General features: G+C 68.3%; 7 protein-coding genes and 1 pseudogene. 4 read left to right on the top strand and 4 right to left on the bottom strand.

Annotated elements, in window-relative coordinates:
• Positions 1 to 139: 139 nt before the first annotated feature.
• Positions 140 to 1246 carry a methyl-accepting chemotaxis protein gene (locus tag ACODR1_RS09965; RefSeq protein ID WP_488880308.1) on the bottom strand — a complete coding sequence of 369 codons (1107 nt, stop codon included), beginning with the start codon at positions 1244 to 1246 and terminating at the stop codon, positions 140 to 142.
• Between the two features lie 317 nt (positions 1247 to 1563).
• Between ACODR1_RS09965 and ACODR1_RS09960 the strand changes: the two genes are divergently transcribed.
• Positions 1564 to 2928: a pectate lyase gene (locus tag ACODR1_RS09960; RefSeq protein ID WP_488880307.1), complete on the top strand. Its 1365-nt coding sequence runs from the start codon at positions 1564 to 1566 to the stop codon at positions 2926 to 2928.
• Positions 2929 to 3018: 90 nt separating this feature from the next.
• On the opposite strand, the pseudogene ACODR1_RS09955 reads toward ACODR1_RS09960, so the two are convergent.
• Positions 3019 to 5958 (bottom strand): annotated as a pseudogene (locus ACODR1_RS09955) (TonB-dependent receptor domain-containing protein).
• 638 nt (positions 5959 to 6596) lie between these two features.
• Between ACODR1_RS09955 and ACODR1_RS09950 the strand changes: the two are divergent.
• Genes ACODR1_RS09950 through ACODR1_RS09940 form a run of 3 tightly spaced genes read left to right on the top strand, consistent with a single transcriptional unit; the run spans position 6597 to position 8255 of the window.
• Complete coding sequence (locus tag ACODR1_RS09950) at positions 6597 to 7313, top strand: 2OG-Fe(II) oxygenase family protein (protein WP_488880306.1); 717 nt, start codon at positions 6597 to 6599, stop codon at positions 7311 to 7313.
• Positions 7313 to 7867 (top strand): hypothetical protein, encoded by a 555-nt coding sequence (locus ACODR1_RS09945; protein WP_488880305.1) that lies wholly within the window; start codon positions 7313 to 7315, stop codon positions 7865 to 7867. Before ACODR1_RS09950 ends, ACODR1_RS09945 begins: the two co-directional genes overlap by 1 nt.
• Before the next feature lie 25 nt (positions 7868 to 7892).
• The gene (locus ACODR1_RS09940) at positions 7893 to 8255 is read left to right on the top strand and encodes a potassium channel family protein (RefSeq protein WP_488880304.1); all 363 of its coding nucleotides are present in this window, start codon (positions 7893 to 7895) and stop codon (positions 8253 to 8255) included.
• Here ACODR1_RS09940 and ACODR1_RS09935 read toward each other — a convergent pair.
• Together ACODR1_RS09935 and ACODR1_RS09930 are read right to left on the bottom strand one after the other, a co-directional pair.
• A complete protein-coding gene (locus tag ACODR1_RS09935) occupies positions 8252 to 8857 on the bottom strand; it encodes a peptidylprolyl isomerase (RefSeq protein ID WP_488880303.1) in 606 nt (201 codons plus the stop codon). The two genes, ACODR1_RS09940 and ACODR1_RS09935, sit on opposite strands and share 4 nt — an antisense overlap.
• A gap of 183 nt (positions 8858 to 9040) precedes the next feature.
• Entirely contained in the window at positions 9041 to 12649 is a 3609-nt protein-coding gene (locus ACODR1_RS09930; protein WP_488880302.1) for a hydantoinase B/oxoprolinase family protein, read from the bottom strand.
• Positions 12650 to 12702: the final 53 nt, after the last annotated feature.

Below are 12702 nucleotides of genomic sequence, written 5' to 3'. Positions count from 1 at the left end.
TTCGCGACAGCTCCCCCTTCAGGGGGAGCATCTTGGACAAAGGGCCGGAGGGGGGGCCGTTCTCAGCTTCCACAACGCCGGAAAGTCATCCCCCCACCGATCGCTCCCGCGATCGCCTCCCCACAGGAGGAGGTTGGCTCTACGCCTTCAGCCGCAGCACATTGTCCACGGCCCGCTCGGCGGCCACCGGCAGCGGCGCATCCACCGCCTGGCGCTGCACCAGGCAGCCGTACCAGCCCAGGCCCTTGTAGGTCTCGTAACCCGGCGTCAGCGCGTAGCCGATCGTGCGGTCGCCCTGCGCGTAGCTGCCCATCGTTCCATGCGAGGTGTCGAGCTTGAAGCTGTCGGTCAGCACGCCCTGCCCGTCCGAGGCCGCCAGGATCCGGTGGTTCTGGTCCAGCAGCAGCACGCGCGAGCGGGCCTTCTCCTCGTCGGTCATGCGCACGCCGTCGACGATGGCCTGGGCCTGGGGCCGCCAGTCGAAATGAACGCCCAGCACGCCGATCACCTTGCCCCGCGCCTGGCCGCCCTCGCGGATGGCCGTGGCGTAGGTGGCCACCGGCGCGTCGTCCAGCAGACGCTGGCGGGCGATGTCGGCCACCGCGAAATCATCGCCGCTCTTGGTGCGCAGCGCTTCCTGGAACCAGCTGGCGTTGGCCACCGACGCGCCCTGCACGCCGCAATACTTGTCGGGCCGGCCGCTGGCGATCACCCGCCCGGCCGCGTCGCAGATCCACAGGTCCAGATAGACGGTGTAGGCGTCGAGGATCACCCGCAGCCGCTGGCTGGCATAGTCGGCCGCCTCGCGCGATGGGGCCATGGCGCAGTCGACAACAGCGCTGTCGGTCGCCCACCAGCGCACGTCGCAGGTGCGCTCATAGAGGTTGCGGTCGATGATCTCGATGGCGTTGAGGGCCAGGTCCGCCAGGCGCTGGCCGCGCAGGTGCGCCAGGATCGCCCCGCCGATGGCGGTCAGTTCGTCGAGATCGGCGCGCACCTGGCTCTCCAGGGCCCCGGCCACCTCGTCGATCTGGGTCGAGATCTTCTTGAACTCCTCGGCCACGATGGCGAAGCCCTTGCCGGCCTCGCCCGCACGCGCGGCCACGATCAGGGCGTTGATGGCCAGCATCTTGGCGGCGCGGTTGACGGTCGAGATCTCGCCGATCTTCTGCCCCGCCACCGCGCTGAGGCGTTCGGACAGGTCGAGGATGCGCTCTGGTCGGAGGCTGGCTTCTTCGGCGGACATGGCGTGCTTCCCCCCCGGGACGCGAATCGACGGCAATCCGGTAAGGTTGACACCAGCGTCAGGTTCGCCCGCCCATTTTCGGAAGAAAACTTCGCCTGTCGGCGTATCGCCGCAATGCAGCAGTCGATTTCGCCCGGATATCGAGCAGGAATTGGTCACAGGCGCGGCAAATCCCTCGGCAGCATAGGGTTACCGTCACAAAGCGCCGCGGCCGGCCGCGAAATGACACCGGTAGACATTTCCCGATCCCAAGGGCAGGGTCGCGCCATCCGGACGATGCGCGCACGACGCTCGCCGGCCTCGGGGAGAACCGCGTCATGATCCGCCTTCGTCCGCGCCGCCTGCTGGCCGGCGCCGCCGCCCTCGCCCTGCTCGGTCTCGCCGGACAGGCGTCAGCCCAGACCCTGGCCTTCCCCGGCGCCGAGGGCGCGGGCCGGTTCTCGCAGGGCGGCCGCGGCGGCGCGGTGATCAAGGTGACCAACCTGAACGACGCCGGTCCGGGCTCGCTGCGCGCCGCCGTCGAAGCCAAGGGCCCGCGCACCGTGGTCTTCGAGGTCGCCGGCACGATCCAGCTGAAATCCGACCTGAAGATCAGCGAGCCGCGCATCACGATCGCCGGCCAGACCGCGCCGGGCGGCGGGATCACCCTGCGCGACCATACCCTCGTCGTCTCGGCCGACGACGTGGTCATCCGCTTCATCCGCTCGCGCCTGGGCGACGAGAGCAAGACCGAGAGCGACGCCGTCTGGATCAACAACGGCCGGCGGATCATCCTCGACCACGTCTCGGCCAGCTGGTCGGTGGACGAAACCCTGTCGGCCTCGGCCCGCTACGGCGAGGAGGGCCAGGGCTTCTTCGACCTGACGGTGCAGTGGTCGATCATCGCCGAGTCCATGGCCCGGTCGCTGCACGCCAAGGGCGACCACGGCTATGGCAGCCTGATCCGTGGCGGCCGGGGCTCGAGGATCAGCTTCCACCACAATCTCTGGGCCAACCACATGGCCCGCATGCCGCGCCCCGGCAACTACGACGGCGCCGACAAGGACCCCGTCGGGGCCCTGTTCGATTTCCGCTCCAACGTCTTCTACAACTGGGGCAAGGGCCATGCGGGCTACGACGCCGACAAGGCCGCGGTCGTCGCCTACAACTTCGTCGACAACGCCTACATCATGGGTCCGCAGAGCACGAAGGCGGTGGCCTTCCAGGAAAGCAACAGCCTGGCCCGCGCCTACTTCGCCGGCAACAGCATGCTGACCAACGTGCCCGCCGATCCCTGGAGCCTGGTGACCTTCACCATTCCCGAGCCGGCCGGCTATCGCCTGCCCGCCCCGGTCGACGTGGCCCCGGTGAAGTCCGATCCCGCGCCTCTCGCCTATGAGCGGGTGCTGGCCGAGGCCGGCGCCTCGGTGTTCCGCGACAGCGTCGACGCCCGCATCGTCGCCGGCGTGCGCGACCGCACCGGCAAGGTGATCAACAGCCAGAACGACGTCGGCGGCTGGCCCGCCCTGCCTGCGGGCAAGGTCGCCAAGGACAGCGACGGCGACGGCATGCCCGACGCCTGGGAAAAGGCCCATGGCCTCGACCCCAAGACCGCCGCCGACGGCGCGGCCCCGGCCAAGGACGGCTCGGGCTACACCAATCTCGAGCTCTATCTCGCCTCGGCCGCCGCCCGGCGCGGCTGAGCCCGAAACGCAGAAAGCCGGCGACCGCAAGGCCGCCGGCTTTCGAAACGCCGGGTCCGGCGCGCCCCTTGCGAGGCGCGCCGTCCAGGATCAGTAGCGCAGGCGCGCGTTCAGGAAGAACACGCGGCCCAGCACGTCGTAGACGGCCGGATAGCCGCTGTTCGACGGCGAGGCGTTGCCGCCCAGGATCGGGTAGGCTTCCTGGGTCAGGTTCTTGACGCCGCCGGTGAAGGCCAGGTTGTCGTTGACGTCCCAGTCGGCCGACAGGTCGAAGTAGTTCTTCGCGCCGATCTTCTCGACCGTGTAGCGGGTCGCCGGAGCATCGTCGATCACGTCGTCCAGGTGGTTCCAGACGAGGTTCACGCCGACCTGCTTGAAGCGCCAGTTGGCCGAGGTGCTGATCTTGTGGCGCGGGATCGGGTTGACGCCGGCGCCCGAGCAGCGCGTGCCGAACTTGTCGGCGCACTTGATCGGCTGCGAGATCTCGTCCGGGATGATCGTGTATTCCCAGGTGTTGGTGTAGAGCGAGCGAACCGCCAGCGAACCCCAATCCGGCAGACCGATGTCTTCCAGTTGCGTACGGTAGGTGACGCCGAAGTCGAAGCCTTCGAGGTTACGCGCCGCGACGTTCTGGTTGATCGACGAGACGTAGTCGATCGAGCCGTTGCCCAGGCGGTTGATGGCCTGGCAGTACGGCGAGTTCGGGTTGCCGTTGACGATCGGACCGTAGCAGACGGCCATCAGGTTGGCCGTGCCGCCGCCGAAGGTGTCGATGGCGTCCTTCAGCTCGATCTTGAAGTAGTCGAGAGTCAGCGACAGGCCCGAAACGAAGTGCGGGGTGTAGACGATGCCGACCGTGGTCGTTTCGCCCTTTTCCGGCTTCAGGTTCGGGTTGCCGCCCGACAGGGTCTGGGTCTGCTGGTTGGCGTTGAGCACGCCGACCTGAGCCGCCGCGACGCCCGAATTGATACAGGCCTGGCGGACCTGGGCGTTCGGGTTGGCGCGGGCCGAGCAGGGGTCGGTCGAGGTCGGGAAGCCGTTGCTCTGCGGAGCGTACAGTTCGCCGATCGACGGAGCGCGGATGGCGCTGTTGTACGACACGCGGACCATCACGTCGTCGATGGGCTTCCAGGTGCCCGCGACCTTGTAGGTCTTAACCGGGTCGGGCTGGGTGGTGTAGTCCGAGATACGGCCGGCCAGTTCGAGGTCCAGCGACTTGACGAACGGCAGGTCCTTCAGGATCGGCACGGCCAGTTCGGCGTAGGCTTCGTAGACGTCGAAACGACCCGAGACCGGCGGGCTGGCGTTGAAGCCGGTCAGGTTGCCGGTGGCCAGATCCTGGCTCGGATTGAAGGCGAAGTCTTCGGCGCGATACTCGGCGCCGACGGCGAAGCCGATCGGACCGGCGGGCAGCGAGAAGGCGTTGCTCGTGTCGCCGTTGAACACCAGGCCGGCATACAGTTGCTCGTAGTCTTGCGACGAGTTGATGCGGGTCTTGATGAAGTTGGCGGCGGCGGTCGAGATGTTGCCTTGGCCGAACAGGTTGATCGGCGCGCAGCCGCCCGACGGATCAAGACAGCCGGTGCCCGTGGCGTTCAGCAGCAGGGCCTGCTGGATGCGGGCCAGGCTGGTGTCGCCCAGCAGCGAGTTGCTGCCGTGGGTGTTGCCGTACTGGAAGTAGGTGTCGAAGCCGCCGTTGATGGCCTCGATCTCGCCCTTCAGGCCCAGTTGCACCTGGAAGCCGCTGAAGTCGAAGCGCGAGACGCGCGGGCCCACTTCCGACAGGCGGCGGTTGAAGACGCCGGTGACGGTGTCGTAGAGGCCGTCGCCGTCGCTGTCGACGTCGGTGAAGGTGCCGGCGGTCCACGAGGCGCTCGACGGGATCGTGTAGGCGGTGCTCGAGCCCAGGCTGTTCAGCGCGGTCTTGGCGGCGGCCGTCAGGAACGGGTTGTTGTCCAGCGTGAAGCGGAAGGTGCGGTTGCCGATCGGCGTCGGCGCCAGCTGGGTGACGACCTTGCTGCTGACGAAGTTGCCCTTGGCGTAGGCGGTCAGGCCCGGCTTCAGCTCATAGCTGGCCAGCGAGGTGACCGAGTAGCGCTCCTGCGGGGTCTGGACGTAGTTGACCGGCGCGAAGTTGTAGGTGTCGGTCGCCGCGTTGTAGAGGCGCACGTCGCCATTGGTCAGGAAAAGCGCGGTGTTGGCCGAGTTGTTGGCCACGCCCGGCAGGGTCACGAAGCGACCCGAGACGAACGAACCGACCTGACCCGGCTCGTTCGAGCCCGAACCGCTGGGGACCAGGCCCGTGCGGGTGGCGTTGTCGCCCCAGGCGGTGCTGAGCATGCCGCCGCGCTCGCCCTGGGTCAGGGCTTCACGCTTGTTGTAGCCCAGGCTGAGGACGACGTTGCCCTTCTTGTCGCCGCCGAAGTTGGCGCCGAAGGTCATCGAGCCCTAATAGATCGGGGCTTCGCCCTTGTCGGTGGCCTGATAGCCGGCCGACACTTCCATGCCCTCGAAGTCGTCCTTCAGGATGAAGTTGACGACGCCGGCGATGGCGTCCGAGCCGTACACGGCCGAACCGCCGCCCGACAGCACTTCGATGCGCTTGATCAGGGCCGGCGGGATCAGGTTGATGTCGACGCTGCCGGCTTGGGTGGTCGGGGTCTGGCGCTTGCCGTCCACCAGCACCAGGGTGCGGTTGGAGCCAAGGCCGCGCAGGCTGACGGTGGCGGTGCCGTTGCTGCCGTTGTTGACCGTCGAGGTGATGCCCGGAACGGCCTGCGGCAGGGTGTTGATCAGGTTTTCGGTGTTCACCACGCCCGACTGCTGCAGTTCCTTTTCGCCGACGGCGGCGACGGGGCTGCTGGAGGTCAGGTCAGGACGCGCGATGCGCGAACCGGTGACGACGATTTCCTCGACCGCGGCAGGTTCTTCCTGCGCGAAAGCCGGCGAGGCCACCACGGCGGGCGCGATCACGCCACAGAGCAGGGTGGACGCAAGCAAACGCTTACGCATGGACAAGGCGTGCAACATCAGACCTCCAAAAACTTATCGCGGCGCCGCTCGTGTTCCCCCGCGCAGCGCATTTTGCCCCCCCGCATCGGGCTCGAAGCGGGTCTGCGCGCATGAACGGCGTTTGACGAACCGGGGTCAATCTTGCCTTGGAGCGCTGGGTTACATTTAGTTCACACTGTAACAAAAGGGACGCACTCTGCCCCAAATGCGCCATATATAGCCACCTTATCGCCCATTATGGTCGAAAAGGACTTTGAATTGTTGCTGGTAGAGAAACATTTCTTATCGATAATCGAAAACATCGGCGATTAGGACGCCTCAAGCATCGGCGGGTTTTTGTTGCAGCTTAACCAGCCACTGAATGGTCAAACTTTGCGTAGTCGACGGTATACGAAAACTACGGTTCGCCAGATTTAAACTCAAGACTCCCGATCGCAGAACATTGCGATTTGGCGACAAATGGACAGCATCCGGCGCCTCACGCGCCATGGGTCGCGAGCCGGCGCCTGCTTTTTCGGCGCCAGCCCCCTACGTCCAGCGAGGGGCGATTGAACCGGCGAACATCGATCTGTTAGCTAGAACCCGTCGCCGCCTCCGCCGCGACGGGGGAGATTCGCCGTGCACCACATCGCCCGATGACGGCCGCAAAACCGACCTTGCGCATCCGCGCCGATCTCGATCCCGCGACCTTCGCCGACACCTTCGCCCGCGAGGGCGTGGTTCAGATTCCGGTCTTTCTCGAGCCCATCGACGCCACCGCCGCCGGCGATCTGCTGGAGGGAATCTCGTCCTGGGCCATCGTCGCGCCCGACGAAAAGAACGAGACCCTGGTCATAACCAACGAGGCCATCCGCAAGTTCGGCGATGCGGCCGTGCGCCAGTTCCTGCAGAGCGCTCTGAAACGCGCCTCGCGGGGGTTCTCGTTCATCCACCTGTCCTACCCGCTGCAGGACGAGTACGCGCGAGACCCCTCCCCATCCGTCCACGCCCTCACCGAACTGGTGCAGAGCCGGGCCTTCCTCGACTTCGGCGCCCAGGTGATCGGCGTCCCGCACGTCGCCGGCGTTCGCGCCCAGGCCTCGAACTACCGGCCCGGCGACTTCCTGACGCTGCACGATGACAAACACGGCCGCGACACGCGCCTGGCGGCCTTCACGCTGGGCTTCACCCAGCGCTGGCGTCCCGACTGGGGCGGCCAGCTGCTGTTCCATGACGCCGAGGGCCAGATCGAGCGCGGCTTCCTGCCCGGCTTCAACGTACTGACGCTGTTCCGCGTGCCGCGCCCCCACTCGGTGGCGCCGGTCGCCGCCTACGCCGCCGCCAAGCGCCTGTCGGTCACCGGCTGGCTGATCGACGAACCCGGAGCGCCATGATGCCGCCCTTCCGCCTTCCCTCGCGCCGCGCCCTCGCGGCTACGGGCCTTGCCACCGCACTGGCCGTGGGCGCCGCCCAGGCGGCCGCGCCGGTCGTCCGCGACGTCGCCCCCGCCCTGAAGGCCCTGCTCGACTGCCGGAAGATCGCCGAAAGCGACAAGCGCCTGGCCTGCTACGACACGGCCGTCGACACGATCACCGCCGCCGAGAAGAAGGGCGACGTCATCATCGTCGATCGTCAGCAGGCCCAGGCCGCCCGCCGCCAGGCCTTCGGCCTGGATCTCTCGGCCCTGTCGGTCTTCGATCGCGGCGACAAGCCCGAGGAAGTCGACCGCATCGCCGGGCAAGTGACCAAGGCCGTGCGCGGCGCCGACGGCCGCTGGATCCTGACCCTGGCCGACGGCGCCACCTGGCGCCAGGCCGACGATCGCGACCTGTCCTCGCCGCCGAAGGCCGGCTCGAAGGTCGAGATCCGCAAGGCCGCGGCCGGCAGCTACCTGATGAACATCGACGGCCAGACCGCCATCCGCGCGCGGCGGGTGATCGGCCCCTGACCCGCTCCAGCCAGGATCTTCAACGATGATGAAGTACCTCGACACGGTCCGCGAACTGCTCGTCGTCTATGTCGTCATCCTGCTGGCGGCCGCCGGCGCCTATGCGTTCTTCGAGGGCAAGTCCTATCTGGACGCCATCTGGTGGGCCTGCGTCACCGCCACCACGGTCGGCTACGGCGACTTCTACCCGGCGACGCCCGGCGGGCGGGTGGTCGCCGTCGTGCTGATGCACGTCACGTTGCTGCTGATCCTGCCGCTGCTGATCGGCACCATCTGCTCGCGCTGCATCAAGGACGCCAACGAGTTCAGCCACGCCGAGCAGGAAGAGATCAAGGTGACGCTGGCGCGGCTGGAAGCCAAGCTCGCCGAGCAGTCGAAGCGCGACTAACCCACCCGCTTCATGCTCAAGATCTGGACCGGCGCCTTCAGCATCTCGTCCTTCATCGCCTCGGTATAGGCGGGGCCGCCGGTGGGCATGGCCAGGATCTTCTTCACGATCGGCAGACCCTCGACCACCGTGCCAAAGGCTGCGAAGCCCTGGTTGTCGCCCTTGGCGCCCGGATGGGCGTCGAGATAGGGCATGGCGCTGGCGCAGATGAAGAAGTCGCACGTTGCGGTGCCCGGCGCGTTGCGGGCCATCGAGATCACGCCCGGCCTGTGGCGGATGCCCGTCTTGGCGGTGCTCTCATGCGCAATCGGGGCGAAGCGGCGCGCGCGCGGCGGCGGCGCGCCCTGGATCGAGCCCGCGCCCTTCACGCCCTTGGTGCGCGAGGCGCGATAGAAGGTCCCCCCGTCGTACTTCTTGGCGTCCACGTAGCGCAGGAAGTTCGCGGCCGTGATCGGGGCCTTCTTGTCCTCCAGCTCGACCACGATCAGGCCCGCGCTGGTCTGGATCGCTACCTTGGGCTTCCCAGCGGCCAGGGCTAGGCTGGGCGTCGCGACGACCAGACCGGCGGCGCCGATCAGGGTGCGGCGGGCGATGTCGGTCATGGGGCCTCCTGGCGAGTGGTGCGTGATCCTCGTCCTTCGACAAGCTCAGGATGAGGATCAAGGCAAGCGGTGTGAGCCGCAAAAAACGAAGCCGGCATCAGAAACCTCACCCTGAGCCTGTCGAAGCATGCCCTCGGGCGGGCCGCGCCTGCGGCGCGACCCGAGGGGACGAGGTTTCGCCGCTCAGGCCTCGCCCCAGCCCCCGCCGCCCGGCGTCTCGATGACCACGCGGTCGCCGGCCGAAACCTGCGCCTCGTCGGTCGCCGCCAGCGCCTGGACGGTCCCGTCCGCCCGCTCGATCCGCGCCAGGCCTAGCGCCCCGCTGGCCCCGCCATGCAGGCCGAACGGCGGCACGCGCCGGCGGTTGGACAGCAAGGTGACCGTCATCGGCTCGCGGAAGCCGATGGTGCGCACCACCCCGTCGCCGCCGCGATGGGTCCCAGCCCCGCCCGAGCCGCGCCGGATCGCGAAGGCCTCGACCCGCACCGGATAGCGCGTCTCCAGCACCTCCGGGTCGGTCAGGCGGCTGTTGGTCATGTGAGTCTGCACCGCGTCAGCGCCGTCGAAGTCCGGCCCCGCGCCCGCCCCGCCGCAGATGGTCTCGTAATACTGCCGCCGCTCGTCGCCGAAGGTGAAGTTGTTCATCGTCCCCTGCGCCGCGGCCATGACACCCAGCGCGCCATAGAGGGCGTCGACAACCACCTGGCTGGTCTCGACATTGCCGGCCACCACCGCCGCCGGATAGCGCGGCTTCAGCATCGAGCCGTCGGGAATGACCAGCTCGACCGGCCGCAGGCAGCCGTCGTTCATCGGAATCTCGTCGTCGACCAGGGTGCGGAAGACGTACAGCGCCGCCGCCCGGCAGATCGAGGCCGGGGCGTTGAAGTTTGTCGGGACCTGGTCGCTGGTGCCGGTGAAGTCCACGCGTGCGGTGCGGGCGGCCTGGTCGACGGTGATCGCCACCTTCACCACGCTGCCGTCGTCGAGCTCGTAGGCGAACTGGCCGTCGGAGAGCTTCGCCAATACGCGGCGCACGGCCTCCTCGGCGTTGTCCTGCACGTGGGCCATGTAGGCCTCGACCACGTCCTGGCCGAACTCGGCGACGAGGCCGGTCAGGCTTTCGGCGCCGCGCGCGCAGGCCGCCACCTGGGCCTTGAGGTCGCCGATGTTCTGGTCGGGATTGCGCGCCGGCCACTTGCCCGAGGCTAGGAGCGCCCTCGTTTCGGTTTCCAGGAACCGCCCGCCCTCGACCAGCAGGAAGTTCTCGATCAGCACCCCCTCCTCCTCGACCGTCTTGCTGCCGGGGGGCATCGAACCGGGGGTGATCCCGCCGATGTCGCCCTGGTGGCCGCGCGCGGCGACGTAGAACAGCAAGGCCCCGGCCGTATCGAACACCGGCATGACCACCGTCACGTCCGGCAGGTGGGTGCCGCCGGCATAGGGGGCGTTCAGCATGTAGACGTCGCCGGGCTTCATGCCCCGGCCGTCATCGGCGCGACCGTCGCGGATCGCCCGCACGCTATCGCCCATCGAGCCCAGGTGCACGGGCATGTGCGGGGCGTTCGCGATCAGGTTGCCGTCGCGGTCAAACAGCGCGCAGGAGAAGTCGAGCCGCTCCTTGATATTGACCGAATAGGCCGTGTTCTGCAGGGCGAAGCCCATCTCCTCGGCCACGGCCATGAAGAGGTTGTTGAACACCTCCAGCATGACGGGATCGGCGTCCGTGCCGGCCGCGCGACGCGGCGCCAGGGCCTCGACACGGTCGAGGATGAGGTTGAGGTGCGCGTCGACCTTGGCTCGCCAGCCGGGTTCGACCACCGTCGTGCCGGTGGCCTCGCGGATGACGGCGGGGCCCGGCACTTCGGCGTCGACCGCCAGCCGTTCACGGTCGAACACCGGCGACGCGCGAACCTCGCCGGCCATCCGGATATCGGCCGTGGTCAGGGCGACCGGAGCGCCCTTGGACGCGCCGGACTCAAAATCCGGTTCGGCCCCAGCGTCGGCATGGCCGATCGCCTCGACGCTCAGGGTCTCCACCACCAGCGGCGTCGCCGGAGAGACGAAGCCGAAGCGGCGCTGGTGCAGCACCTCGAAAGCCGTCTTGACGCCTTCCGCGTCGGTCAGCGGCACGCGCAGCGGCGTGTCGGTGCCGGCGTACTTCACCAGCAGCGCGCCTTGCGTCTCGACCGTCACCAGCGGCGCGTCCTGGGCGCGCAGGGCGGCTTCGGCCTCGGCGGCCAGGGCCGCGGCCCGGGCCGGCAGGGTGGCGGCGGCTTCGTCCAGGCGCTGCTCCACCGTGGTCTCGCGCAGCAGGCGCAGGTCGGCCAGGCCAATGCCATAGGCGCTGAGCACCCCGGCGAACGGGTGGATCATCACCGTCTTCATGCCGAGTGCGTCGGCCACAAGACAGGCGTGCTGGCCGCCCGCCCCGCCGAAACAGGCCAGGACGTAGCGGGTGACGTCGTAGCCCCGCTGGATCGAGATCTGGCGCACGGCTTTCGCCATGTTCTCGACGGCGATCGTCAGGAAGCCTTCGGCGATTTCGGCGGGCGTCATCGCCTTACCGGTCGCCGCCGCGATCTCGGCGGCCAGGGCCTCGAAGCGTTCCACGACCACGGCGCGGTCGAGCGGTTGGTCGGCGTTGGGACCGAAGACGTGCGGGAAGAACTCGGGCTGCAGCTTGCCCAGCATGACGTTGCAGTCAGTCACCGTCAGCGGTCCGCCCCGGCGATAGCAGGCCGGCCCGGGATTGGCCCCGGCCGAGGCCGGCCCCACCCGCAGCCGCGCGCCGTCGAAGCTGCAGATCGAGCCGCCGCCAGCCGCCACGGTGTGGATGTTCATCATCGGCGCGCGCATCCGCACGCCGGCCACCACCGTCTCGTAGGCCCGCTCATACTCGCCGGCATAGTGACAGACGTCGGTCGAGGTGCCGCCCATGTCGAAGCCGATGACACGGGAAAAGCCGGCTTCCGCCGCCGTCTTGGCCATGCCGACCACGCCGCCGGCCGGACCTGAGAGGATGGCGTCCTTGCCCCGGAAGGCCCGCGCGTCGGTCAGGCCGCCGTTCGACTGCATGAAGAACAGGCGCGTCTCCTCGCCCAGCCGCGAGGCCACCTGGTCGACATAGCGGCGCAGGATCGGCGACAGATAGGCGTCGACCACCGCCGTATCGCCCCGCCCGACCAGCTTCATCAGCGGGCTGACCTCGTGGCTGGCCGAGACCTGGGTGAAGCCGACTTCACGAGCGATGGCGGCGACACGCGCCTCGTGGTCGGTGAAGCGGAAGCCGTGCAGCAGCACGATCGCCACGGCGCGGAAGCCGGCGTCGTAGGCGGCCTGCAAGCCTTCGCGGGCGGCCGCCTCGTCCAGCGGCCGCACCACCTCGCCGTCGACGCCGACGCGCTCGTCGATCTCGACGACGCGCGTGTAGAGGGCCTCCGGCTTTACGATATTGCGGTCGAACAGCTTGGGCCTGGCCTGCTGGCCGATGCGCAGGGCGTCGGCGTGACCCTTGGTGATCGCCAGCAAGGTCGGCTCGCCCTTGCGTTCGAGCAGGGCGTTGGTGGCCACCGTGGTGCCCATCTTCACCGCCTCGACCACTCCACCGCCGCTCTGCTCCAGCAGCGCGCGCACGCCAGCAACGGCGGCGTCCTCGTACTGCTCGGGATTTTCCGACAGCAGCTTGTGGGTGACGAGGCGTCCATCGGGACGACGGGCGACGATGTCGGTGAAGGTGCCGCCGCGATCGATCCAGAATTCCCAACCGGTCGCGCGCGGATCGTCGAGGGTCATGGGGCGAAGGCTCCGGATCAGTTCGATCCGTCCATAGCCCCCGCCCCCGCCTA

This window comes from Caulobacter sp. FG7 (genome assembly GCF_057808875.1).
Note: the sequence above shows the minus strand (reverse complement) of the source record. Positions and strands in the feature narration are given on the sequence as shown.

Bases quoted from the DNA above. Each gene is read 5' to 3' on its own strand.
- ACODR1_RS09965 (WP_488880308.1), bottom strand. From the start codon at position 1,246: ATGTCCGCCGAAGAAGCCAGCCTCCGACCAGAGCGCATCCTCGACCTG.
- ACODR1_RS09960 (WP_488880307.1), top strand. From the start codon at position 1,564: ATGATCCGCCTTCGTCCGCGCCGCCTGCTGGCCGGCGCCGCCGCCCTC.
- ACODR1_RS09945 (WP_488880305.1), top strand. From the start codon at position 7,313: ATGCCGCCCTTCCGCCTTCCCTCGCGCCGCGCCCTCGCGGCTACGGGC.
- ACODR1_RS09940 (WP_488880304.1), top strand. From the start codon at position 7,893: ATGATGAAGTACCTCGACACGGTCCGCGAACTGCTCGTCGTCTATGTC.
- ACODR1_RS09935 (WP_488880303.1), bottom strand. From the start codon at position 8,857: ATGACCGACATCGCCCGCCGCACCCTGATCGGCGCCGCCGGTCTGGTC.
- ACODR1_RS09930 (WP_488880302.1), bottom strand. From the start codon at position 12,649: ATGACCCTCGACGATCCGCGCGCGACCGGTTGGGAATTCTGGATCGAT.